Here is a 25,309-nt window from a genome sequence, read left to right on the forward strand (position 1 = left end):
TCACATTTTCTTTTTTGATATGGAAGAAAGCTGGGTTAATGGTAAAATAACAAGAAGAATATTTTCTACAGGAAGGATTTAATCATGTTAAGAATCGTTAAGTGGGCACTTACTGCTGCCCCATTTATATATATGGCTTTGATTTGGTATATGTCGAGCAACCCTGCGGATATGATAATCAAAATGGAGGATGAGTGGTTAGACCGTACATTCAAAGAATCTCTTCATCTGGTGGAATTTGCGATCCTGTATGTCTTATTCATCCTTGCCTTATTGGCACATGACCGACTGACATATGCCGCAAGCTTTGCTGCTGCCCTGGCAGCCGGCTTCTATGGCCTTACAGACGAAATCCATCAATCCTTTGTCCCTTATCGTTCCGCTACCCTGATTGATGCCGCCAAGGACCTTTTCGGAGTAGCTGTTTGTTTGGTGATTGTGAATCGGACTTATTTCGGAAATAAGAATCATGCTATAGCACGGGGGATGGAGAAAGTACGGGTAAAATTAAATGGTTAGCAGATAGATAAATAAAAAAGCGTGCCGGCAAAATTTTGCTGGCACGCTTTTTTTATTTAATTATCCTTAACAGGTCGCTGCTGTTATATTCTTAACTTTTATTCCTCTATTCATACAACATCAATTACCAGGAAATGTTATCTGTTTTATCAAAGTAACAGGTACCATAAAAGTGAGTGAGTGACCCCTTATCGTCTTTTTTAAAGGTGAAGAACAAAAAAAGATTTTCTTCGCATGACTATGCCCATAATTAATGTGAATAAAGCGTAAACAGAAGAAAAATTAAAGGACAAAATCGTGATGAGTTCGTCCTCTTAATGAGTTATATTTATTTATGTGAGATTAGGTAGAGTTTTTCAGGTACACATCGAATTTCTAAGAATAGCTAAATTACATACTTTGCAGGATTGAAGCGGAAGGTGTGCGACCTCCTGCGGGACTAGCGGTCGTCTAGTTCCAGCGCCTAGCCCCTCGGGGTCAAAAAACCCGAAGAGAATAAAAGGAAAGTTCGCCTTTTTTTCTCTTCGGAACATTTGCCTGTCGGGCCTGATCGGGGCGCTTCCACTTTATATACAGGCGAAGCCGAGGAGGCTCAACGCCCGCCCCGCGGAGTCGCACATCTGGAGCGGAAATCCTAACTCCGGATACAAGTTGAAAATGCAAAGTTATTTCTTGCTTACTTTTTAGCCGTAAACTGCTTTAAGATGGTATCCGAAGAACTTACTTTCACATCTTTATAATAATGAGTGACAATTTCCTCAAAGCTTTTGCCTTCTTTTGCCATCCCATTTGCTCCATATTGGCTCATGCCGACCCCGTGCCCATATCCTTTGGTTGTGATGACAATATGATCACCTTTTCGATACCAGGTAAAGTCAGAAGAACGCAAATCCAGCTTTTCACGAATTTCCCGTCCGGTGAATTCCTTGCCGTTGATCACAACACCCCCAACTCGCTGACCGGGTGTTCTATCAGTTATAGTGCCCACAGATCCGTCTCCTGCAAGGCTGATGCCTAGCTTTTCCTGAAATTCAGTGACCGGTACAACCTTCTGGGAGTTGAATTTAGGTGATTCTGCATCCCATGGACTTTCTACGCTTTTTAAATAAGGTACAGCATTTGGCCAGTAGGCTTCGGAATTCTCTGTGAAGCCATTGCTTGTAGAAAAGAAAGCCGCATCAATCGGATTACCTTCATATGTCAGGATCTTTCCTTTGGTCTCCAGTACAGCTTTCGCGATTTTTTCCATCTTCCATTGATAGTCGGCTCCCCAGTGCTTCTTAAGCTCTTCATTATTACTAAAAACTTGATGGGTAACCGTATCGGTAACATCTGCACCTTCTGGGACATTTCCGCTTTTGTTCATCAATTGATTTACAATAAATGTCCTGGCTGCGAGTGCTTGTGCCTTCAAGGCCTCTATTTCAAAATCGGCAGGCATTTCTCCCGCCACGACTCCAACGACATATTCCTCTAATGGAAGCTTTTCAATGATCTCTTTGCTGGACCTGTAGACAGCGACCTCTACTGAATCTTCCAATAGAGTGGTCTCTTTCGGCTTCTTGCTTTCCTCGTCCAGCTGGCTGCTTGCTTCATTATCTGAGAAGGGAAGCACTACGAGTGTGGGTACTAGAAAAGTGACGGCCATTAGGATTGCGACTGTAATGATTACTGGTTTGAACTGCTTCATGTCCGATGCCTCCATAACAATGATTAAAGCGAAGAAGCCTGAACTTCTTCACCTCACTTCATATCTATGGCAGTGGACAAGCAATTATAACTACGAAATGCAGAAAAAATTAAAGAAGTGGACGCTCGCTTTATCACTTTAAAGCATAAAGAGGGACAGTCCCTTTTGGCGCTTTAGAGCACTGAAGCAGGCAAGTTATTTTATTCCAGCGGGTATGTATGTTAGTCTGATAATTGAAAAAAGCTCTGCAGATGCAGAGCTTTTGAAAGATATCTATTTACGCATTAAGGTCAGATATGATCTGCTCATCAGAAGTAAGGTTCACTTCGTCTTCCATTTCTTTCACACGCTCGATGTCCGCACCGATTCCTGCCAGTTTTTTATGGAAATCAACATAACCGCGGTCAAGATGCTGCAGTTCTGTTACACGAGTGTATCCTTCTGCAACAAGACCGGCAATAGTCAATGCTGCTGCTGCACGCAAATCGGTTGCTCCAACTTCCGCACCTTGCAGTGATACAGGTCCGTTAATGATAACAGAACGGCCTTCAATTTTAATATCTGCATTCATACGACGAAATTCTTCTACGTGCATGAAGCGGTTTTCGAAAACTGTTTCTGAAATGACGCTTGTTCCTTCTGCACAAAGCAATAGAGCCATCATTTGTGACTGCATATCAGTTGGGAAGCCAGGGTGAGGCATGGTTTTGATATCAACAGGCTTTAATTTTTCCGGCCCGATGACTCTTAAACCATCTTCCTCTTCAATAATTGTAACGCCCATTTCTTCCATTTTAGCAACTAAAGAGGACATATGCTCTGCGATAGCACCTTTAACGAGCACGTTTCCTTTTGTGATTGCCGCAGCAACCATAAACGTTCCAGCTTCGATCCGGTCAGGGATGATGCTATGCTCAACACCATACAGGCGTTCAACCCCTTCGATACGGATTGTTCCGGTACCGGCACCTTTGACGTTTCCTCCCATTTTGTTAAGGAAGTTGGCAAGGTCTACAATCTCAGGTTCTTTAGCAACGTTTTCAAGGATAGTCGTACCTTCCGCAAGTACAGCAGCCATCATGATGTTTTCCGTTGCTCCTACACTTGGAAAGTCCAAATAAACTTTCGCGCCTTTTAATCTTCCGCCGTCGACTTCAGCTTCAATGAAACCATTACCGACTTTCACTTTTGCACCCATTGCTTCAAAGCCCTTAAGATGCTGGTCGATCGGCCTTGAACCGATTGCACAGCCTCCAGGCAATGCTACACGCGCCCGGCCAGTTCTGCCAAGCAAAGATCCCATTACCAGAACAGAAGCCCGCATCTTGCGCACGTATTCGAATGGTGCTTCCACTAATAACTCTCTGGATGCATCTACTGTGATTTCGTTATTAGAAAATGAAACATCTGTATTTAAATGACGTAAAACTTCATTGATCGTATATACATCGGATAGAGTAGGTACATCCTTGATGACACTCTTTCCTTCACTAGCTAATAATGTAGCAGCGATCACAGGCAAAACAGCATTTTTAGCACCTTCTGCTTTTACAGTACCGTTAAGACTCTGGCCGCCGCGGACGATAATTTTTTCCAAGAGTATTCCCCTCCGCGTCCAATTTCTCTATATTAATATTCAACCATAAGGATGGGTGTGCCAATGACAAAGGTTGTCTGTGTGCCCAATCCTTTTTTCCGCAGGCCTAGTTGCAAGTTCATGTTTTGATTATCAGTCGGCACAAATTGTTCGAATTTATTTGAGAAAGCTGATATTGAATAAAAATCGTTCTCTTTTAATGACTCCAACTCATTTGCCTCTAAAATAGAAAGTAACTTGTTTGATTGCTTTGATAAAACACCGTCAAGTGTATCACTGAATTCGCCTTTGATACAAGAGAAAATAAAGGGTTCCCCTGCAAAATGATTTTTCAATTTAGGAAGATAATGGTTTTGAATAGACTGTTTCGTAAGATGATTCCATTTGTTTCCGCGGAATTCGTATATCACATACGATTGGTGGTTGTCATCTTTTGTCGTTACTACTTTAATCATCTCTACCCCGGATGCATGCTCGATTAAACCTTTAAATTCTAGACTTTCATTATTTTGGGTATACTCCCAGCGAAAGTCCGGATTTTCTCTTTGCATACTTTCTACATAAGTTGTAAAACCTTTATCCGTGGAGAAATTTAAGTTTTCTCTTGCATATAGAGACCATTCAGTAATACGTCCATCCGATTCAGTAACCGCATCTGCAAGCCGTTCTATATCTAAAGGATGAGTGGATGCAATAGTGTATTTACCACTAATTACGATCGTAAAACAAATCCCCATTAAAAATACCAAAAGTACAAATGTATATTTCTTCATAGTCTCTCCCCCTTATTCACAGTGTTTCCTGTGAGGGGAGGAACATACTTGGGAATTGTCGTCATCTTTTTACATATTTCAAAGGCTCACTATATTTTTAGCTCTTTATATTTTAGACTCATCTATGGAGTTTGTGACTGTTTCATCCACTCTGCTGTCAATGTAATATTGGAACCCGCTTTGTGAAAAGAAACACACAATAGAAAGCATACTCAATCCCGCTGTATTTGAACACATGTACAACGACCTATTTTTTTACAAATTGGTGACAGTTTAAAAAATAAAAGGCAGCTGCTGTGACCACATTAAATAATCGAGAAAGAAATTCCCCACTATGGATCCCAAAGCAATCGACATCAGAATGAATAAAAGCCTTGCCTGAAAAATCCGGTTCGCCCTCAAGAACTTGTCAAAGTTCAAAGCTTGCAATGCCCAAAAGCTGACGGCAATAAATGTTAAATGAACAAGCATGTTTGTGATGGCTTGTTGTCCAAAACCTTCTAACATATCCATTACTCCTCACATAGATCTATGTAAAAATTCGACACCAAAATATCGCAACTTTCGACATATACCCTATTGTAGCACACCTAAACTTATCAGAAACAAATTTTACAAATATTTCAGTACTCTTTAACACTGTAAAGAAATTCAGGGAAAGTCCCCATCACGATTCACCGCTTTTAAGCACTTGCAGTACTGTTCCTTAAGTACATGACATTATTCTGCATGATGAGGAGCTGTCCATTTTAGTTGTTTAACTCAAAAAAACAAAAGCGGAAGCGCCTTGGTCAGCCCCGACAGGCAAATGTTCTCAAGAGAAAAAAGGCGTTCTTTCTTTCATTCTCTTGAGGTTATTTGATCCCGAGGGGCTAGGCGATTGAGCTGGATGTGGATCACACAGCTAAAAATCCTAGGTGAATTTTATCTTCACTTATACAATAAAAAAACGCCTTTCCGGTCAGGAGAGGCGTTTTTTTTAGGGTTTGTTGTTTTATTAGAAATTACGATTGTGCACGTCGATACGGTTCATTGCACGACGAAGGGCAAGTTCAGCGCGGCGGAAGTCGATTTCTTCCTTGCTCGCATTCAAGCGGCTTTCTGCACGATTTTTTGCTTCCTGGGCACGTTCAACATCAATCGCTGTAGATCTTTCTGCTGATTGCGCCAGAATTGTCACTTGATCAGGGCGGACTTCCAAGAAGCCGCCGCTGACAGCTACAAGCTCAGTGTCGTTGCCATTTTTCAAACGGACGGCACCGATTTGCAATGGAGCAACCATTGGAATATGTCCTGGAAGGATTCCAAGCTCACCGCTTTGAGCTTTGGTGCTTACCATTTCCACTTCAGATTCGTACACTGGGCCATCGGGAGTGACAATATTGACCTTTAATGTCTGCATTTTATTCCCTCCTGGTCCCTGATTATACTTCTACACCCATCTCTTTTGCTGCTTTCAGTACGTCGCTCATTGGACCTACAAGACGGAATGCATCTTCTGGAATGTGGTCATACTTACCTTCAAGAATCTGTTTGAAGTCTTGAACAGTATCTTTAACTTCAACATATGAACCTTTTTGGCCGGTGAACTGCTCAGCAACGTGGAAGTTCTGAGACAGGAAGAATTGAACACGGCGTGCGCGTGATACAATCAATTTGTCTTCATCTGAAAGCTCATCCATACCAAGGATTGCAATGATATCTTGAAGTTCTTTATAACGCTGTAATGTCTGCTGAACCTGACGTGCCACACTGTAGTGTTCTTCTCCAACAATTTCAGGAGAAAGCGCACGAGAAGTCGAAGCAAGTGGATCTACCGCTGGGTAAATACCCATCTCGGAAAGTTTACGCTCAAGGTTTGTTGTAGCGTCAAGGTGAGCGAAAGTTGTTGCAGGAGCTGGATCCGTGTAATCATCGGCTGGTACATAAATCGCTTGGATTGAAGTAACAGAACCAACGTTTGTGGACGTGATACGTTCCTGTAATTGACCCATGTCCGTTGCAAGTGTCGGCTGGTAACCAACCGCTGAAGGCATACGGCCTAGAAGGGCGGAAACCTCGGAACCTGCTTGTGTAAAACGGAAGATGTTGTCAACGAACAGAAGAACGTCCTGCCCTTGCTCATCTCGGAAATATTCAGCCATTGTAAGACCAGTCAAGGCAACACGCATACGTGCTCCTGGCGGTTCGTTCATCTGGCCGAATACCATTGCTGTTTTCTTGATAACTCCAGAGTCGCTCATCTCATGGAAAAGGTCATTTCCTTCACGAGTACGCTCACCTACACCGGCGAATACAGAAAGACCGCCATGCTCTTGAGCGATGTTATTGATAAGCTCCTGGATTAGAACAGTTTTACCTACACCGGCACCACCGAATAGTCCAATCTTACCACCTTTAATATAAGGAGCAAGAAGGTCTACTACTTTAATGCCTGTTTCAAGGATTTCTACCTCTGTTGAAAGTTCATCGAATTTAGGCGCTTCTCTGTGAATTGGATCACGGCGTGCACTGCTGTCGATATTTTCATCAAGGTCAATAGTTTCACCAAGTACGTTGAATACGCGTCCTAGAGTGACATCACCAACTGGAACGGAGATAGGAGCCCCAGTGTCTGCCACTTCGATTCCGCGAGTTAATCCATCAGTGGAGTCCATCGCAATCGTGCGGACCGTATCATCGCCTAGGTGAAGGGCAACTTCTAATGTTAAATCGATGCTTTTTGCATCTGCTTTCGCTTCTTGTTTGATAACAAGAGCGTTAAAGATATCAGGCAGTTGACCGCTTTCGAACTTAACGTCAACAACCGGACCCATTACTTGAAGAACGTGTCCTTTGTTCATCTTTTTCCCTCCTATCTAGCTTTTGACGACAAATGTAATAAGAAAAAGCTGGGCAGGATATGCTCCAGCCGTTATGAGTTTTATTCTAATGCTGCTGCTCCACCGACAATTTCGGTGATTTCCTGAGTGATGGCAGCCTGACGGGCACGGTTGTAAGAAAGAGACAAGCTGTTGATCAAGTCTTTCGCATTATCCGTTGCAGACTTCATCGCTGACATACGGGCAGCATGCTCACTGGCTTTACCATCAAGCAATGCACCGTAGATCAGACTCTCAGCATATTGAGGAAGCAGGACTTCTAAGATAGCCTCTGCAGATGGATCAAATTCATAAGATGTTTGCATCGATGAAGTTTCAAGATCTGTCAATGGCAGAACTTTCGCTTCCGTAACATCCTGCTGAATGGCACTGACATAATGGTTGTAGTATAAATACAACTCATCATAAGCACCATCCGAGAACATGCCCACTGCTTTATTAGCGATATCTTTTATATCTGAAAAGCTCGGCTGATCCGGGATTCCAGTGATGCCTTCAATGATATTGAATCCGCGTTTCTGGAAGTAGTCCCTGCCGATACGGCCGATTGCGATAATAGCAAATTCATCATTGGATGAATGGCGTTCTTTAATTTTGTTATGGACAAGTCGTATAACATTACTGTTATATGCTCCCGCTAAACCGCGGTCAGAAGTGATGACCAAGTAGCCGGTTTTTTTAACGGGGCGGGAGACTAGCATCGGATGGGATGCGTCTGTGCTTCCAGCAATCGAGGAAACGACTTCCTGGATTTTCCCCATATAAGGAACGAAGGCTTTCGCATTCGATTCAGCACGGGCCATCTTTGATGCAGAAACCATTTGCATAGCTTTTGTTATTTGACTCGTCTTTTTCGTAGAAGTTATACGAGATTTAATGTCGCGTAACGATGCCACTGGTTCTCACCACCCTTTTTATTGTTCGGACCTTACCTTAAAAACACGCGACAGGGCAAGCGGATTTCCCCGCCGTCCTGCCGTTGTCATTACGGTTTGAATTATTCAGACTTGGCAAAAGTTTTCTTGAATTCGTTGATAGCGGCTGCCATAGCATTGTCTTCAGGAAGACCTTTTGTCGTTCTGATATGGTCTAACAAATCAGTATGGTTGCGATCTAACCAGCTAAGGAATTCTTCTTCGAAACGGCGGATATCTCCAACCGGAATGTCATCAAGGAATCCTTTAGTCAAGGAATAAAGAATCATAACTTGTTTTTCAACTTTTATCGGCTTGTTAAGATCCTGCTTCAGTACTTCTACTGTACGCGCACCGCGGTTAAGCTTCGCTTGTGTCGCTTTATCAAGATCAGAACCGAACTGGGCAAATGCTTCCAGCTCACGGTATGCCGCCAAGTCAAGGCGAAGCGTACCAGATACCTTTTTCATTGCTTTGATCTGGGCAGAACCACCAACACGTGATACTGAAAGACCAGCATTGATTGCTGGACGTACGCCAGAGAAGAACAGGTCAGACTGAAGGAAAATCTGCCCATCAGTGATGGAAATTACGTTTGTAGGAATGTAAGCAGAAATATCGCCTGCTTGCGTTTCAACGAACGGAAGTGCAGTGATTGAACCGGCACCTTTCGCATCACTCAATTTAGCTGCACGCTCGAGTAAACGGCTGTGCAAGTAGAATACGTCACCAGGGAATGCTTCACGGCCTGGAGGACGGCGTAATAGTAGTGAAAGTTCACGATATGCAGCAGCTTGCTTGGAAAGATCATCATAAACAACAAGAACGTGCTTGCCGTTAAACATGAATTCTTCACCCATTGTTACACCAGCGTATGGAGCCAGGAATAACATTGGAGCAGGCTGTGATGCAGATGCAGTCACGACGATTGTGTAGTCAAGTGCACCATGCTTACGGAGAGTTTCTACTGCGTTACGAACAGTAGATTCTTTTTGTCCGATAGCTACATAGATACATACCATGTCTTGATCTCTTTGGTTAAGGATAGTATCGATCGCAACAGATGTTTTACCTGTTTGGCGGTCACCGATGATCAATTCACGCTGTCCGCGTCCGATTGGCACAAGAGCGTCGATCGCTTTGATACCAGTTTGAAGCGGCTCATGAACAGATTTACGATCCATAACACCAGTTGCTTTACTTTCGATTGGACGAGTTTTTGTAGAATTGATTGGGCCAAGACCATCAACTGGTTGTCCAAGTGAGTTTACAACGCGGCCAATAAGTTCTTCACCTACAGGAACTTCCATGATACGGCCTGTACGGCGAACTTCATCGCCTTCCTTGATATCACGGTAAGGTCCTAAGATTACGATACCTACGTTGTTTTCTTCAAGGTTCTGTGCCATACCCATGACACCGTTTGAAAACTCAACAAGCTCTCCAGCCATGACGTTGTCGAGGCCATGAGCACGTGCGATACCGTCCCCGATTTGGATTACCGTACCTACGTCGCTTACTTTCATTTCTGACTGATAGTTTTCAATTTGCTTTTTTATCAGCGCACTGATTTCTTCAGCTTTAATGCTCATGAATTTCACCCCTCTATGGTTACATTGGATTTTGTCAGGGTAACTCTAAAGTAGAGACTCACCCTTATGCTAATGCAGGGTCCAGAATAGGACTGCCCGGCTTAATTACGAATTAACTCACGCTCTAAGCGCTCCAGCTTGCCTTTAAGGCTTCCGTCAAAGATGCGGTTGCCGATTCTCAGCTTCAAGCCGCCTAGAATGCCTGGGTCTGTTATATTTTCAATACGCAATGAACTTTTTCCGACTTTTTTCGCAAAAGATGCAGACAGAGCTGCTTTTTCTGCTTCATCCAGAGGACGTACAGAGTATACTTTTGCTTCAGCTATTCCGCGTTCAGCATTTGCAAGCTCGATATAAGCATCAACCAGCGCTGTTACCTGGTTTGCACGGTGGCGGTCCACGAGAAGCATCAGTGTGTTCATTACATATGGCGAAGCCGATGAAAAGGCTTCTTTCACGATGTCCTTTTTCTTCTCAACGGAGATACGTGGAGATTGAAGAAGGATACCTAATTCTTTGTTCTCTTCGAATACAGTTTTGACTATGCGAAGCTCCACTTCAACTGATTCTAACTGATTATGTTCTTTGGCAATCTCGAAAAGAGCTATCGCATAGCGTTTTGCTACTGCAATATTACTCATCGCTCTTCTCCTGCCTCTTGAATATAATCAGAGATCAATTTCTGCTGATCTGCTGCACTTAGTTCTTTCTCAATAACTTTTGATGCAATCAGAACAGATAGTGATGAAACCTGTTCACGCAAAGTGGAAACCGCTTTATCTTTTTCGATTTCAATTTCTTTCTTCGCTGATTCTTTCATACGGTCAGCTTCTGCGCGCGCTGAAGCAATGATCTGAGCACGTTCTTCTTCACCGTGCTTTTTAGAATTCTCAATCATCGTTTGAGCTTCCTGGCGGGCTTCTTTTAATAATTGACGCTGTTCTTCCAATGACTTGCCGGCTTCTTCCCTGCTGCGTTCTGCTGCAGATATCTCGCTGGCAATATGGTTTTCACGTTCTTTCATGATTCCCATCAATGGACCCCAGGCAAATTTTTTCAGCAATGCCATCAGGATGGCGAACATGGCCAGTTGGAAAAGGATATCACCGCCGTTAAATTCGGCTGCTCCTAGAACAAATGAAGTTGTTTGCACGAGATTTCACTCCCTTCAAGAGACGATAGTTTCACAATGACATAAACTGAATTGAAACTCCTACATATATCGTTATTCCATCATTTCGATTGAATTATAGACATAAAGGAATGGCGAAGGTTCTCTGAGAGTGTCTTCGCCATTTTACTGTTAGAGATTATTCTCCACCCATTACGATGAACGCGATAACAACTGCGATGATTGGAATCGCCTCAACAAGGGCTACACCGATGAACATTGTTGTTTGAAGCATTCCGCGTGCTTCTGGCTGGCGGGCAATACCTTCTACTGTCTTTGAAACGATCATTCCGTTACCGATAGATGCTCCGAATGCTGCTAAACCTACTGCGATTGCTGCTGCTAATAAACCCATTATTAATTTCCTCCTTCAATGTATGAAAATAAAGATTATTTCTGTTCAATTGGGTTGAACATATATATTATTAATGGTCGTGGCTGACTTTGTGAGCCAAATAAACCATTGTTAACATAACGAATACAAATGCTTGAATTGATCCAATGAAAATTGAGAAACCTTGCCAGATAATTGTTGGGATGATGGCTGCTATCATGCCGCCCACACCTGCCATTGCCAGACTTCCGACAAGCAGTGTCAGCAGGATTTCACCTGCGTAGATATTACCGTAAAGACGCAGACCAAGCGTCAGCGTATTGGCAAATTCCTCGATGATTTTAATCGGGAACATGAACCAGTACGGCCTTACATACTCTTTACCATATTCAGCAAATCCTTTATTCCTGATTCCGTAGTAATGTGACAATACGACAACCATGACTGCAAGGGTCAAGGTCAGGACGGGATCAGCTGTCGGGGATTTCCACCAAAGCTCATGATCAAAGATGACGGCAAGCGGCAGACCCAGCATGTTAGAAACGAATACATACATAAGCAGCGTTATGCCGAGAATGTGAAAGGGCGCCCCCGTTTTCCAGTCCATGTTGCTTTTGACAATATTTTTGACGAAGTCCATGATCCATTCCATAAAATTCTGTAACCCGGTCGGATTCATGGCCAGTTTCCTTGTTGACACGAAGGCAATGAGGAAAACAATCAAACTTGCTACCGTAATCATTAAAATATTACTTAAGTTAAAGGTTAACCCTAAAAACTCAGCGGTAGGATTTTCATGATGCAATGAATTTCACCTCTCTTCCAAGCTATGTATGTTGTTTGAGCTGTTGAATCAAATAATCTATCATAATGACAAGATAGGATGTCATTAATCCAAAAATGACACTCGGGAGATGCAATAGTTCAGGAAATCTAACAGCTATGATTGCTGCAAAAATAGCGCTTGCCATCCTGGATGTCGTCCCTAAAGACCTGATCTTCTCACCCGCAAGGATTTTGTCACCGAAATTAACCGTTTTCCTGACCAGAAGCCAGTGGTTAAACAAGCTGATGGCCGTGCCGAGGGCAAGTCCCAGAAAAACAGCCTGATAGTCAGTAAATCCCCATCCGAGGACATAGATGGACAGCAAATAAAAAATATACTTGCGGTGCCTGTTGTACATCTGTTGAATTTCCGTCATAAAGCATTAATCTCCTGAAAAGTAAGTCCGGACTGTACGGAACATTGCATAAATTCCTGTTGCTAGCCCAAGGAAGAGTCCGATTACTAAGAAAAGTGGTGCGGTATCCAAGAAGCCGTCCAGCCATCTTCCACCGAAGATACCGACGAGCATGGATCCCACAAGTTGCGAGAGAATGGCCGAATATAGTGCCATGGCTTGGAACGGGCGTCTATCATCATGACGCATAGGCATCCCTACATTTCTGGGGAATTGCGGCAGAACTTTTACATTTCTTTGAAAAAATGCAAGATATATTTATGTAAGATAATCTAGTGAAAACCCTATCATTTCATATCCTTTGTAAGCATACAATAGGGTACTATTGATGTCAATGAGTTACAGTGAAAAAGTTCACAACCTTGCCACGTGTTTCAGGTTTGTTCACAATTTCATCAAATTTGCAAAAAATCAAGCATAGCGTCACTTTTATTATATATTAGCAGACTGTCAGTTTTAAGAGCCTTATAATAGAAGATAATACCAATACCAGTGAGGGGCTGCTTGCTTGACTACTGGTATGGTGAGTTCGCCAAGAGCATAGTGCAAACTTCTGCCCCCTTTTAAACAAGAACCCGCCGATTAAGTCAGTTCCAGCAGGGACGGTCCTCTTCTGTTGAAACGGACGCGGGCCTATAGAGATTATCGAGATGTTTGTACTAGACTCTTTCCGTAAACTTTGTTGCTGCTCTATATGCAATTCGAAAAATAACGCCGTAATTTCATCTGAAATATCCTGGTAAGCAAGAAAGAAAAGAGCTGCACCCTCTGTTTATAAAGGAAATCCTTCGTATCCGGGGAAAAATCTGGCTATTGGGATATTTCCTAAAAAATATGCGAAAACACCTATACTAAAAAGGAAGCAGTCTTCACTGCTCCCTCACCTGTACCATTCAATCAGACTTTCCTGATAATCCTCATCTCCCCTGACCTTCGCAAAAGCCACTGCATAAAACGTCTTCCCTTTGATAGGAGAGGGAAGCGCTACCTGATTGCCTATCATCCCGGCCGCCTGCTGTTTTTGATCCAGGACGGCGAGCAGCTGCAGCGTTTCCTGATCGAATAAGGCGAGTGCAAACTCTTCAGCACCTCCAGGCAGGTAGGCTTCATATCTAAGTGTATCGGGCTCGTCGCCCGGTACAGCAGCGAAGCCCATGATCCGCGGGTAGTCAGGAGTCCCTGCAGCAATCAAATAAGGAAGAGAATATTCATTGGTTCCTTCTTCTAGAAGGAGCCTTCCCTCCCACAGGACATGTTTCTCGGGGAACTTCTTGATGATAGCTCGTACAGTCACTGATTTTTCTTCCCCTGGCTTTAATTTAAAGCTCAGTGGCAATTCCCATCTTAGGTCGTGCTTGGAGTCGGCCGGCTGGAAGGAATACGTTTTTGCTTCTCTTCCCTCATTTCTTATAACAATCTTTTTTTCCAGGTGTTTTTTCTTTTGGTCCTGCAGTCCGCCCATCGAGATGGAAGAAGGAAACACAAGCGTATCAAGCTTCAGCGCTCTGTCGACCCTGATTCTTCCCGCTCCTTGTTCATAAACTTTATATGGAATCCCTTCCTCATCTGATATCTCTTTTGCCGAAAGCATCAAGGCTGCCTTCAGTTCAGCTCCCTTCCACTCAGGATGAGCCTGTTTTAAAATGGCTGCCGCTCCGCTTACATGAGGTGCTGCCATACTTGTTCCCTGCAGGGACATGTATCCATCCGGTATTGTGCTGTTGATATCTACCCCGGGCGCCGTCACGTCCGGCTTGATCATCCAGTTCACCGTTACGGGTCCTTTTGAACTGAAGGGAGCGAGTCTGTCTTGTTCATTGATCAAAGTAATGGAAGCCCTGCTTTTGGATTTTAAAAGTTTTTTTCCAGCTTCCATTGAAATGACTGCTGCCGGGATATCCTTTTCTGCTGAAATCATCGCCGCAAAAAGTCCTTTCGTGTTGTTATAAAGAAGCACTCCTTTGGCACCGGCTTTTTCGGCATTCTTAATTTTTTCTTCAAAAGTGTACTTCCCTCTTTGAATTAAAGCGATTTTTCCAAAGCTCCCCTTCAGTTCTTCAGGAGAACCCAGGCCTCCATCAAACAAATCCGTATATCTGGTTTCCTTCCATTGTTCAGTCTTATCAATAGAAAGAAGACGGATTCTTTCGTTGTTTACGCTGAGATATGGAACATCAGTCGGCGGGGTGGAAGCTCCTACTGCAAGTGACTTGGCGGAAGTTGCCGGCGTCCCGATGGTCCAGTCTCCCGGACCGGAATTTCCACTCGCAACGACAGGAAGGATGCCTTTTTCCGCAACCTTATCCAGCGCCTTGCTTAATGGAAGATCCGGTCCATTTACCTCGCTCCCGAGAGAAAGGTTGATGATGTCGACTTTGTCTTTGACAGCTGCTTCTATAGCGGCCAGCACCTGGTCGGTCGTTCCCCTTCCTCCCGGACCAAGCGCCCGGTAGATAAAGAGGTCCGCGTTAGGTGCCATCCCCTGCAGAGTGCCATTGGCTGCGATGATTCCAGCCACATGAGTTCCATGGATGGTAGAATAGCCGTTTCCCGGCAGAGTCTCCATCGGTTCTTTGTCTCCGTCGACGACATCTCTCCCTCCTTTAAAGTTCCGCTCCAGGTCCCTGTGATGAAGGTCCATTCCGGTATCGATGATCCCCACCTTGACTCCCTCGCCGGTTAATCTGTTTCCATTCTGGTCGAAGTACCCCCTTGTCTTCTCAGCCCCGACGAATGGGATCGTACTGTCCCGTTTTATTGTGTAAGTTTGTGCTTTAGCGGTGGTCAGTTGCGTTGATTGCGGGTGGGCTGCCAGGAATTCTGTGATGTCCGATTGTTTTCCTTTGATAGAGTAGCCGTACAGGACCTCTGTAAAAACATGCCGAAGCTTTACCGAGGTATAGGGTTTGAGCTCTTCCCGGATTCTCGTTGAGTCGACAGGCTGAGGAGTTTCGATGATAAGGATTTCTTCCTGGTCAGGCTGCCCCTTGAGCGGCGGCATTTTAAACTCATTTGCTGCTGCCGGCTGAGGTTCCAGGGGTATCAGGAGGGTATTTAGAAAGAATATGAATATAAGTGCACTAATTTTTCGCATACGGTGTGGTTCCTCCTTTTCTCGTTAGCTTTTGTTGAAGGAGGCGGGAGTATGCATAATGGAAAGTTTGTCGGGGGGGGAGGAGTTGGGGCTTTATTGCTTTAAAGCACTAAGAGGGACTGTCCCTTTTGTCGCTTTAAAGCAGTGAAGCCCGCCTCTTGTAGTAGAGAGGCGGGCTTCAGGTTGGTTATTGCGGTTTGAATGATTCTGGTCTTTCTTCGAGATCGTTGAAATAGTAGCGGATAGCTTCGGTGATTCTTAAGGAAGCATAGCCGTCTCCATAAGGATTGGCGGCCTTGGACATCTTTTCATAAGCCGCCTGGTCCGTAATCAGTTCTTTGGCCAGAGTGTAGATGTTTTCCTCTTCAATACCTGCAAGCTTAAGCGTTCCCGCTTCGATACCCTCTGGTCTTTCGGTTGTATCGCGGAGGACAAGAACCGGCACTCCTAGTGATGGCGCTTCTTCCTGGACGCCGCCCGAATCAGTCAGGATCAGGTAGGCACGGGAAGCGAAGTTGTGAAAATCAATGACATCCAGCGGCTCAATCAAATGAATCCTTGGGTCATTTCCAAGCACCTCATCCGCCACTTCGCGCACAGCAGGGTTAAGGTGTACAGGGTAGACCACCTGGATATCATCATGTTCTTCTACAAGCCTTTTGATGGCACGGAACATGTTTCTCATCGGCTGGCCAAGGTTTTCGCGTCGGTGGGCTGTCAACAGAACAAGCCTGTCCTCTCCGACTTTTTCAAGAACTTCGTGAGAATACTCATCTTTTACAGTAGTTTTAAGCGCATCAATCGCCGTGTTTCCTGTAATGAAGATGCTGTCTTCTTTCTTGTTTTCGGTCAACAGGTTTTGAGCAGACTTCTCTGTTGGTGAAAAATGAAGGTCCGCCATAATTCCGGTCAGCTGACGGTTCATCTCTTCAGGGAAAGGCGAGTATTTATTCCATGTTCGGAGACCCGCTTCCACATGGCCGACAGCAATCTGGTTGTAAAAAGCGGCCAAACTTGCGATAAAGGTAGTCGTCGTATCACCATGAACCAGTACGATATCCGGTTTGACTTCCTTCATGACCTTATCAAGACCTTCAAGTCCCCGCGTCGTGACATCGATCAAAGTCTGCCGGTCTTTCATTATGTTAAGATCATGGTCTGGTTTAACATCAAAGATTGCCAGCACTTGATCCAGCATTTCACGGTGTTGTGCAGTAACAGCTACAACCGTCTCAAAATGATCTGGATACTTTTTCAATTCCAATACCAATGGAGCCATTTTAATCGCCTCTGGCCTGGTACCGAAAATCGTCATTACTTTGATAGGCTTTTCCATTGTTTCACCTGCTTCTTATTATTTTGTGCCGTACAAACGATCGCCAGCATCGCCAAGTCCAGGAACGATATATCCTTTTTCGTTCAGTTTCTCATCAAGGGCAGCGATGTAGATGTCCACATCCGGGTGGGCACTCTTAATGGCGTCTACCCCTTCAGGACATGCTACTAAACACATGAACTTAATGTTTTTGGCTCCGCGCTTTTTCAGTGAATTGATCGCTTCGACAGCCGACCCGCCGGTAGCCAGCATTGGATCAACGACGATGAAATCACGCTCTTCGACATCACTTGGAAGTTTTACATAGTACTCAACAGGCTGAAGTGTCTCCGGGTCGCGGTACAAACCTACATGTCCCACTTTCGCAGCAGGGATCAGTTTCAGGATTCCTTCTACCATCCCAAGGCCAGCGCGCAGGATCGGTACGATTCCAAGCTTTTTACCGGCAAGCGTTTTGGTTGTTGCCTTGCTTACAGGTGTTTCAATTTCAATTTCCTCTAAAGGCATATCACGAGTGATTTCAAAGGCCATCAATGAAGCCACCTCGTCTACAAGCTCACGGAATTCTTTCGTTCCCGTTTCTTTCTGTCTAATGAACGTCAGCTTATGCTGGATTAATGGATGGTCGAATACATATACTTTTCCCACTGAAATCTCTCCTTTTATGTAAAAATAACGTTGCTTTTCATATTTATACTCCGTCCTATTTTACATAAAAGTATAGTGAGTGGCAACGTTTGTGGAAAGATGTCATTTTCTCGTAAAAAAGGGAGATGTTCTTTCAGATATTGAGATAGTCGGACATCTTGGACAGCAGTGTTAAAAGCTGCTGCCGGGAAGGGATACAGGGTGATAAAAAGTTTTCGGGAAATAAGGGGAGAGCTTCCACTTATTTAAGAAACAGCATCAAAAACAACTAAAATAAGCGGATCCCTTATCCTCTTAAAAAGATGCTGAAAAGGTAGGGTTTACTGTGCTTAAGCGGAAAATGTACGCTTATCTTCCCCAAATCGATTCCTATTCTACAGCTTAACCGGAAATGTCCGCTTATATATAACTTGTTACTCAACTCTCTTGAACCCCCGGCTTAGAGGTTCAATACCATTAGAAAAAACCGCCAACTAAGCTGGCGGTTTTGACTTACATCTTATTTATTTTCATATAAAGGGAATTTTGCAGTCAATGCCTCTACACGATTTCGTGCTTCTTCCAGTTTCTCTTCATATTCATGGTTTTTAAGCGTGAAGGCAATGATCGAAGCAATTTCGTCCATCTCTTCCAATCCAAATCCGCGGGAAGTAACCGCAGCTGTTCCAATACGGATGCCGCTTGTTACAAATGGACTTTCCGGGTCGAATGGAATCGTGTTTTTGTTTGTCGTAATTCCGATATCATCAAGGACTTTTTCAGCCACTTTTCCTGTCATGCCTAACGAACGCAGGTCCAATAGAAGTAAGTGATTATCGGTTCCGCCCGACACAAGCTCCATGCCTTCTTTTACAAGGCCTTCACCCAGGCGTTTCGCATTGTCGATGATGTTCTGTGCATATGTTTTAAAATCGTCTTGAAGGGCTTCACCGAATGCCAATGCTTTCGCTGCGATGACATGCATCAGCGGGCCGCCCTGAATTCCAGGAAAGATGGATTTATCAATCTTTTTCGCAAACTCTTCACGGCAAAGAATCATGCCGCCGCGAGGTCCGCGAAGGGTTTTATGAGTCGTTGTCGTTACAAAATCAGCATGCGGTACCGGATTTGGATGCAGACCAGCCGCAACAAGCCCTGCGATGTGAGCCATGTCCACCATGAGATACGCCCCTACTTCATCCGCAATTTCACGGAACTTGCTGAAGTCGATTTCCCTAGGGTATGCAGATGCACCCGCAACAATCATCTTCGGCTTATGTTCAATTGCCTTCTGGCGGACATCATCATAGTCAATCACATGCTTGTCCTTATCCACACCGTATTCGACGAAATTGTACTGGATTCCGCTGAAGTTTACGTGGCTTCCGTGAGTCAAGTGTCCGCCATGGGACAAGTTCATCCCCAAGACTGTGTCTCCCTGCTCCAAAACAGTGAAATAAACCGCCATGTTGGCCTGAGCGCCGGAATGCGGCTGAACATTCGCATGCTCTGCACCGAAGATTTCCTTTGCACGGTCACGCGCGAGGTTCTCGGCAACATCGACATATTCACATCCGCCATAGTAGCGGCGTCCAGGATAGCCTTCTGCATACTTATTCGTTAAAACCGACCCCTGTGCTTCCATTACGGCTTCGCTGACGAAGTTTTCTGAAGCAATCAGTTCAATTTTCGTTTGCTGGCGATGCAGCTCATCTTGAATCGCTTTATAAAGCTCTTGATCTTGCACTGCAATCTTGCTCATACGGATCCCCCTTCAATTTACGGAAACGTTTACATACCGTTTCTATCAATCTCGAAAAATTCAAATTCCTTTTATATTCTAACATGATTCTCCCGGAGAATAAACTTGTAAAAAGGAGCCGTGCAGGGAGCGCTTCATTGCTTTAAAGCACTAAGAGGGACTGTCCCTTTTAGTTGTTTAGCGTGTTAAAGCACAATTAATAGCGATCCCAGTTCCAGTATTCCATGCCGCCGACCTGCACTCCGTGAATCCCCTCGATTTCTTTAAGTTTCAGCAGCTCTTTAACAGGACCTGTCACAACGGCTCCATAGACGCTGAATCCTTCTTTTTTCAGATAATCATATCTCTTTTGCAGGTGGTCGAGGCCAAGGAAGTTCTCATAATAATCTTCATCCTCTTCTTTTAATAATGTTTCCATACTGTCCAGCATCGCTTGCTGTAATTCATCCAGATGTCTCGAGTCCAGTAGCATTTGTGATTGAGACATATAGTCTTCATCATGAGTACGGCCGCTCGATAACCCGTACACTCCCATCAGCTGCATATCATTGCCGCCGGAACTAAAGCCGGCATTAAACTCTTTCATTTCCCCTGTATACAGCGGCATCCAGAGCACTTGCAAATCATACTTTTCCAAGGTTTTTTGAAGATCGTCCGCAACCATAAATTCGGTTGTCGAGAAAGCAAGCTCTGAAACAGTCCCCTCGTGGACCTTTTCTAAAGTGGACCACGCAGATTCAGAAGTCTCGGGTGCATATTTATCGCCCGTCTTAGGATTCTCCGGCAGATAAAATCTAAAATGTTCAGCGGGCTGGTCATTATTCCACTCGTATCGAAGTTGAGAACTCCATGGAAGAAGTCCCTTTTTCATATGAATGGTCCCTGCCGAGAAGTCTTCCTTCCCAATTTGCTCGAAAAGCGGCACCTCCATTCTTTGTGTCCAGAGTCCATTGGTTTCACTTATGGGATGTGACATCGTGGATTTCACATTTGGAAACTTCCAATCAAGCATGAGATTGATGTTGTAGAGATGTTTATGATTCCATTTCAAAGAATCCGCTACTATATTTACGCCCATGATATAGAAAGAATAGAGCAAAAAGACCGCTATGATAACCTGAACGATGCGGGCAGTAAATTTAAAACGATACTTCCTCATGATTTTGTTTTCCAGCTTATTATCCCAATCCGTCATTGGCCCTCACTCCTTTCTGCTTTTTCATAAATTTCCTTTAACTTTTTCCTTGCTCTGAATAGCTCCGTTTTTACCTGTGCCTCTGATAACTCTAAAGATGATTGCAGCTCTTTATATGAAAATCCCTCGTATTCCCTTAGATAAAGGATCGTCCTGTACTTTTCCGGCAAATGCATGAGCAGCTCCTTTATTTCGTGAATCCCAGCCTGCCTGACCACTTCTTCTTCAGGAATTCCATAGGGACTGACCATCTCTTTTTCTTTCATCAACCTTGAAAGAAACGGGATCCTCTCCCTTCTCTTACGTTTACGCCATTCATCCAGATATACGTTCCTGGCCACTTTGAAAAGCCATGCCTTTGCATTTTCCGCTTCTGAAAATTCCAGGGAGACCGTTGCACGGATGAACGTTTCCTGGACGAGGTCCTCTGCCAATTCCTTGCTGCCTGACAGCTTTACCAGGTAGTAAAATAACTGCTCTGCATACTTTCGATATAATGACTCCAGACTATGCCTCTGTTCATCATGCACCAGCTCCCCCCCTTTTCTATCTACTTAGTCAACGTTTGAGCGATGAGAATGTTACAAAATAAATGAAATATTTTCGCTTTAGCACTTTAAAGCGCGAAGAGGGACTGTCCCTGATGGCGCTTTAAAGTGCTAAAGCATGAGGGCACTCCATCCCATAAAAAAATGACGGAACGATTGTCCGCCATTCTCTACTGCCCTGTTAGCATGATTTATTTTCTAGTGTTGGTTCATAGACAGCACGGGTCCCTCCGATAAGCTTTGGCCTTGTTTTGGCAAGTGAGACATGTGCTTCTCCCAGCATCTTCTGCGAAACACGGATCGGGACAGCCACGTGCTTCATGTGCATGCCGATGAACGTCTGGCCAATGTCGATTCCAGCATCGGCCTTGATAAATTCCACTACTACTGGATCTTCAAATTTTTCATAGGCGAAAGTCGCCATGGCTCCCCCAGCTGTTCGAACCGGAATCACCGACACTTCTTCATAGCCTCTTTTGTCAGCCCATTCCCTCTCCATGACCAGGGCGCGGTTGAGGTGTTCGCAGCATTGAAAGGCTAAGCCTGCCCCATGTTCCCAGGCGAACGCTTTTACCCTATCAAAAATGACTTCAGCCGCTTCCGAGGTTCCTGCCGTTCCGATTTTCTGCCCAATCACTTCTGAGGTCGAGCAGCCTATGACCAGCAGATTTCCTTGTTTTAAAGGCGACTGCTCTTTGAACTCTGTCAATATGGAATTCAGTTGGTTTTTGAGAACTTCGACATCCATCTTCACTGCCTCCTTCTCTCCACTTACAGACTGTAGTAACTTATTTGACTCTCTCTTCATACTCAGCAATCTTGCCGATACGGCGCTCATGGCGTCCGCCTTCATATTCAGTCTCCAGCCATACCTTTGCGATTTCTCTGGCAAGACCCGGTCCGATGACTCTTTCACCCATAGCGAGAACATTACTGTTATTGTGCTCGCGGGTTGCTTTTGCGCTGAATAAATCGTGCACAAGCGCACAGCGGATCCCTTTTACCTTATTGGCTGAAATGCTCATCCCAATTCCGGTCCCGCAAATCAGGATGCCCCGGTCATATTCCCCGCTCGCCACTTTTTCGGCAACAGGCTGGGCATAGTCTGGATAATCGACGGATGTATCACATTCACAGCCAAAATCATCAAACTCGATTCCTAGTTCATTCAGCAAATCTTTTATCTCTTCCCGAATATTCATACCGCCATGATCTGATGCAATTGCCACTTTCATGCCGTATTCCTCCTGCCATAATGAGTTATAGTTTAATTTTTACATACCCATTGAAAATTATAAAGAATAATTGGTTTTGAACTGAAATTACTGAAGAATATCGCTAATCAAAAGCATTCGACAAACAAAGACAAAATCCGGGTGGTGACTGTCACCACCCGGATTTTAAATAGACCCGTCAACCAATATCTGACGGGTCTATATCTAGCTTATAACCGAAAACGGGTAATGGTGCTTTTCAGGCTCTCCGCCTGTTTTTGCAGGTCAAGAGCAAGCTGCTCGACATTTTCCATGACGGAAGCCTGGTCTTTTGTGGCAGCCGCTACTTCAACTGCCCCTGCAGAAGTTTCCTCCGCTATGGCCGCTACTTCCTGGGACTGCCTCGAGGTTAATTGAATATAGTCCATCTGCTCGTCCACAAGACCTGAGATTTGCTGCACGGATTGAGCCATGTCGTTGATGGTCATAGTCATTTCCTCAATTACCACATTTGTTTGATTGCCTTTTTGTACTTCATTATTGGCATTCTCCACCTGGGTCGTGATCCTGCCCACTACGTTGCTGACTTCAGACTGGATATTTTTAATTAGGTCTGAGATTCCTTGTACTGCCTTACCGCTTTCATCCGCAAGTTTCCTTACTTCCTCTGCAACCACCGCAAAGCCTTTGCCGTGTTCCCCTGCTCTTGCCGCTTCAATGGAAGCATTGAGGGCGAGCAGGTTCGTTTGAGCTGCAATATCCCCGACAAGCTGGATGATCTGCTCCACTTTTTTAGCGTTATCCTCCAAGCGTCGAACAGCCTCAAGGGAATCTTCATTTCCTTTCGCCAGAGCAGCAATTCCTTCAACAAGGGAGTTAATCACTTTTTTGCTTTCCTGAAGATCCTTCAGCATTTCTGTTGAAATCGTTTCGGAGGATTTTGAACGGTTTTGGACTTCCTGTGCAATTCTTATGACATCATCAACCGATTCAGCCGTCGATTGAATCGATACAGCAGAACTTTCAGCACCTGCCGAGATTTCGCTTATGGTTACAGCGATTCCTTCCGCCTGTGTGGATGCCTTTGATGACGCACTTGATATATTGACCACTGTGTTATTCGTTTTATTGAAATTTTCATCAATGTTTTGAACCATTTCTCTTAGGTTGGCCAGCATGTCGTTAAAAGCTGTGCCCAGAGAACGAATTTCGTCATCGGATTTCGGCAGTTGTACGTCATCATGGATATTCCCGCGGGAAGCCTCAATTGCAGCTTTTTCCAAGTTTTGGAGCGGCTTAGTGATAAAACCTGCCACGAAAAATGCCAGGACACCCGACCAGAAGATTCCCATTGCCAATGTCGCCGTCGTAAAGACCGCTTCGTTCATTCCGGCCGCAAAAGTCGGGCGGATATAATAAATAAAAAGTGCACTGGTGGAGTATGTAATGACAGCCAGCAGCGTAATGAATAAGACCAATTTCTTCCTCAACCCAAATTTGTAGTTTTTCTTCTCATCCGTTTTCACACCAAAGTTCCCCTTCCGTACTCCTCAAGATTTCTTAAGTTTCTCTATCAACCTGTCGATCAAAGCATCCAGTTCTTTATAGGTGGTCCGGTAAACCTCCACACTGCGGCCGAAAGGATCCGAAACATCACGATCCACTGCGGATTCTGTAATGAATTCTTTAAGGGTAAACATTTTGTCTGCCGCCTGGGGATGCATGGCAGCAATTTTTTGCTTATGGCCCTCTGTCATCGTAAAAATATAGTCTGCCCACTGAATGTGTTCAGGGGTCAAAGAACTGGATTGGTGTTCATGTATTATATCGTTCTCTTTTAAAACTTCTTGAGTCTGAAAGGACGCTTTTTGTCCATCTGCTGCAAAAACTCCTGCAGATTTGACGTGGAATCCATCTTTCCCTTTAAGCCTTAGCAGCGCTTCCGCCATCGGGCTGCGGCACGTATTTCCTGTACACACAAATAAAATATTCATCCTGACCATCTCCTTACCCCTATTATAAGCCAATGTCCAACAACTCTATAGCACTCTAAAAAAAATTATATTACAAAATAAAAAACTCCCCATCAGCACTTTAACGTACTGAAAGGGACAGTCCCTATTTGTGCATTAACGCATTAAAGCGCTAAGAGGGACTGTCCCTCTTAGCGCGTTAGTGGACTAAAGCAAATCTAAAATGGCAGCAGAAGTTTAACTCCAAAGGCGAAGAGTATGAAGCCTCCAAGCGCTTCGCTGTAAGAGCCAAGCCACCCTTGGACCCGCCGGCCGACCAGCAGTCCTGCCCAAGTCAGGATTGTGGCAGCCGCGCCAAAACAAATTACCGCAGCGGCAGTCCTTGCCCCGAATATTCCCAACGTCAAGCCGACTGAAAAGCTGTCCAAGCTCACACTCAGCGCGAACAGCAATAGGCCGAAGCCCACCGGAGTCATCACTGAACTTTCATCATCTTTAAAACTCGCCAAAACCATTTGGATTCCCAGCACGATCAGCAGCACACCGCCGGCATAGGCAGCAAACGCTCCGAATTTTTCAGAAAGAAATTTTCCTGTCATCATCCCAAGCAGCGGCATCCATACATGAAAAAGCCCTACCGTAATTCCTATGTAAAATATCTGTCGTAAGCGAAGCTGTATCATTCCCATTCCTATACCTATCGAAAAGGCATCCATCCCTAGTGCAAATGCCATCAACATCAACGTAAACAATTCAGCTAGAACGGTCGTCATTTCTTATCCCCCTTTGGACGTGCCTACATCACACTCTATGCACGTCCAAAGGAATTTATTTCTTAAAAATACAA

Annotated in this window: 26 protein-coding genes; 1 reads left to right on the forward strand and 25 read right to left on the reverse strand. The window is 44.5% G+C overall.

Annotated elements, in window-relative coordinates; translation table 11 throughout:
* Positions 1-84: 84 nt before the first annotated feature.
* The gene (locus FZC79_RS11055) at positions 85-519 is read left to right on the forward strand and encodes a VanZ family protein (RefSeq protein WP_148946858.1); all 435 of its coding nucleotides are present in this window, start codon (positions 85-87) and stop codon (positions 517-519) included.
* Between the two features lie 676 nt (positions 520-1,195).
* Here FZC79_RS11055 and spoIID read toward each other — a convergent pair.
* From spoIID to FZC79_RS11180, 25 genes are all read right to left on the reverse strand, one after another.
* On the reverse strand, positions 1,196-2,209 hold the full coding sequence (gene spoIID, locus FZC79_RS11060) for a stage II sporulation protein D (protein ID WP_148946859.1): 1,014 nt from the start codon (positions 2,207-2,209) through the stop codon (positions 1,196-1,198).
* A 277-nt stretch (positions 2,210-2,486) separates the two neighbouring features.
* Positions 2,487-3,806 carry a UDP-N-acetylglucosamine 1-carboxyvinyltransferase gene (gene murA, locus FZC79_RS11065; RefSeq protein ID WP_148946860.1) on the reverse strand — a complete coding sequence of 440 codons (1,320 nt, stop codon included), beginning with the start codon at positions 3,804-3,806 and terminating at the stop codon, positions 2,487-2,489.
* A 32-nt stretch (positions 3,807-3,838) separates the two neighbouring features.
* Positions 3,839-4,579, reverse strand: a complete 741-nt coding sequence (locus FZC79_RS11070) for a YwmB family TATA-box binding protein (RefSeq protein ID WP_148946861.1) — start codon at positions 4,577-4,579, stop codon at positions 3,839-3,841.
* A 273-nt stretch (positions 4,580-4,852) separates the two neighbouring features.
* Complete coding sequence (locus FZC79_RS11075) at positions 4,853-5,086, reverse strand: DUF1146 family protein (protein WP_148946862.1); 234 nt, start codon at positions 5,084-5,086, stop codon at positions 4,853-4,855.
* Between the two features lie 490 nt (positions 5,087-5,576).
* On the reverse strand, positions 5,577-5,981 hold the full coding sequence (locus FZC79_RS11080; RefSeq protein WP_148946863.1) for a F0F1 ATP synthase subunit epsilon: 405 nt from the start codon (positions 5,979-5,981) through the stop codon (positions 5,577-5,579).
* A 22-nt stretch (positions 5,982-6,003) separates the two neighbouring features.
* Positions 6,004-7,422 carry a F0F1 ATP synthase subunit beta gene (gene atpD / locus FZC79_RS11085; RefSeq protein ID WP_148946864.1) on the reverse strand — a complete coding sequence of 473 codons (1,419 nt, stop codon included), beginning with the start codon at positions 7,420-7,422 and terminating at the stop codon, positions 6,004-6,006.
* Positions 7,423-7,502: 80 nt separating this feature from the next.
* Positions 7,503-8,357, reverse strand: coding sequence for an ATP synthase F1 subunit gamma (gene atpG / locus FZC79_RS11090; RefSeq protein WP_148946865.1), 855 nt, complete (start codon positions 8,355-8,357; stop codon positions 7,503-7,505).
* A 101-nt stretch (positions 8,358-8,458) separates the two neighbouring features.
* Complete coding sequence (atpA, locus tag FZC79_RS11095; protein ID WP_148946866.1) at positions 8,459-9,967, reverse strand: F0F1 ATP synthase subunit alpha; 1,509 nt, start codon at positions 9,965-9,967, stop codon at positions 8,459-8,461.
* A gap of 101 nt (positions 9,968-10,068) precedes the next feature.
* Positions 10,069-10,608, reverse strand: a complete 540-nt coding sequence (locus tag FZC79_RS11100; protein ID WP_148946867.1) for a F0F1 ATP synthase subunit delta — start codon at positions 10,606-10,608, stop codon at positions 10,069-10,071.
* A complete protein-coding gene (gene atpF / locus FZC79_RS11105) occupies positions 10,605-11,120 on the reverse strand; it encodes a F0F1 ATP synthase subunit B (protein ID WP_148946868.1) in 516 nt (171 codons plus the stop codon). Before atpF ends, FZC79_RS11100 begins: the two co-directional genes overlap by 4 nt.
* 157 nt (positions 11,121-11,277) lie before the next feature.
* Positions 11,278-11,493 (reverse strand): F0F1 ATP synthase subunit C, encoded by a 216-nt coding sequence (gene atpE / locus FZC79_RS11110; RefSeq protein ID WP_113928281.1) that lies wholly within the window; start codon positions 11,491-11,493, stop codon positions 11,278-11,280.
* A gap of 70 nt (positions 11,494-11,563) precedes the next feature.
* On the reverse strand, positions 11,564-12,277 hold the full coding sequence (gene atpB / locus FZC79_RS11115) for a F0F1 ATP synthase subunit A (protein ID WP_148946869.1): 714 nt from the start codon (positions 12,275-12,277) through the stop codon (positions 11,564-11,566).
* A gap of 22 nt (positions 12,278-12,299) precedes the next feature.
* Complete coding sequence (locus FZC79_RS11120; protein WP_148946870.1) at positions 12,300-12,674, reverse strand: ATP synthase subunit I; 375 nt, start codon at positions 12,672-12,674, stop codon at positions 12,300-12,302.
* Between the two features lie 6 nt (positions 12,675-12,680).
* A complete protein-coding gene (locus tag FZC79_RS11125) occupies positions 12,681-12,902 on the reverse strand; it encodes an AtpZ/AtpI family protein (protein WP_148946958.1) in 222 nt (73 codons plus the stop codon).
* Between the two features lie 691 nt (positions 12,903-13,593).
* Positions 13,594-15,807 (reverse strand): S8 family serine peptidase, encoded by a 2,214-nt coding sequence (locus tag FZC79_RS11130; RefSeq protein ID WP_148946871.1) that lies wholly within the window; start codon positions 15,805-15,807, stop codon positions 13,594-13,596.
* A 187-nt stretch (positions 15,808-15,994) separates the two neighbouring features.
* Positions 15,995-17,143 (reverse strand): non-hydrolyzing UDP-N-acetylglucosamine 2-epimerase, encoded by a 1,149-nt coding sequence (gene wecB, locus FZC79_RS11135; protein ID WP_148946872.1) that lies wholly within the window; start codon positions 17,141-17,143, stop codon positions 15,995-15,997.
* Positions 17,144-17,161: 18 nt separating this feature from the next.
* A complete protein-coding gene (gene upp, locus FZC79_RS11140; protein ID WP_113928275.1) occupies positions 17,162-17,791 on the reverse strand; it encodes a uracil phosphoribosyltransferase in 630 nt (209 codons plus the stop codon).
* Positions 17,792-18,290: 499 nt separating this feature from the next.
* Entirely contained in the window at positions 18,291-19,532 is a 1,242-nt protein-coding gene (gene glyA / locus FZC79_RS11145) for a serine hydroxymethyltransferase (RefSeq protein ID WP_148946873.1), read from the reverse strand.
* Between the two features lie 196 nt (positions 19,533-19,728).
* On the reverse strand, positions 19,729-20,727 hold the full coding sequence (locus FZC79_RS11150) for an anti-sigma factor (RefSeq protein ID WP_148946874.1): 999 nt from the start codon (positions 20,725-20,727) through the stop codon (positions 19,729-19,731).
* The gene (locus tag FZC79_RS11155) at positions 20,724-21,257 is read right to left on the reverse strand and encodes a sigma-70 family RNA polymerase sigma factor (protein WP_148946875.1); all 534 of its coding nucleotides are present in this window, start codon (positions 21,255-21,257) and stop codon (positions 20,724-20,726) included. The genes FZC79_RS11150 and FZC79_RS11155 overlap by 4 nt, the downstream gene beginning before the upstream one ends.
* 199 nt (positions 21,258-21,456) lie before the next feature.
* Positions 21,457-22,023: a TIGR01440 family protein gene (locus FZC79_RS11160; protein ID WP_148946876.1), complete on the reverse strand. Its 567-nt coding sequence runs from the start codon at positions 22,021-22,023 to the stop codon at positions 21,457-21,459.
* Positions 22,024-22,063: 40 nt separating this feature from the next.
* The gene (gene rpiB, locus FZC79_RS11165) at positions 22,064-22,510 is read right to left on the reverse strand and encodes a ribose 5-phosphate isomerase B (RefSeq protein WP_148939297.1); all 447 of its coding nucleotides are present in this window, start codon (positions 22,508-22,510) and stop codon (positions 22,064-22,066) included.
* A 209-nt stretch (positions 22,511-22,719) separates the two neighbouring features.
* The gene (locus FZC79_RS11170) at positions 22,720-24,015 is read right to left on the reverse strand and encodes a methyl-accepting chemotaxis protein (protein ID WP_148946877.1); all 1,296 of its coding nucleotides are present in this window, start codon (positions 24,013-24,015) and stop codon (positions 22,720-22,722) included.
* Between the two features lie 24 nt (positions 24,016-24,039).
* Positions 24,040-24,483, reverse strand: coding sequence for a low molecular weight protein arginine phosphatase (locus FZC79_RS11175; RefSeq protein WP_435873941.1), 444 nt, complete (start codon positions 24,481-24,483; stop codon positions 24,040-24,042).
* A 197-nt stretch (positions 24,484-24,680) separates the two neighbouring features.
* Entirely contained in the window at positions 24,681-25,235 is a 555-nt protein-coding gene (locus tag FZC79_RS11180) for a manganese efflux pump MntP (protein WP_148946879.1), read from the reverse strand.
* Between the last annotated feature and the right edge of the window lie 74 nt (positions 25,236-25,309).

It is taken from the genome of Rossellomorea vietnamensis, from assembly GCF_008180615.1.
In the GTDB taxonomy this organism is placed as follows: domain Bacteria; phylum Bacillota; class Bacilli; order Bacillales; family Bacillaceae_B; genus Rossellomorea; species Rossellomorea vietnamensis_D.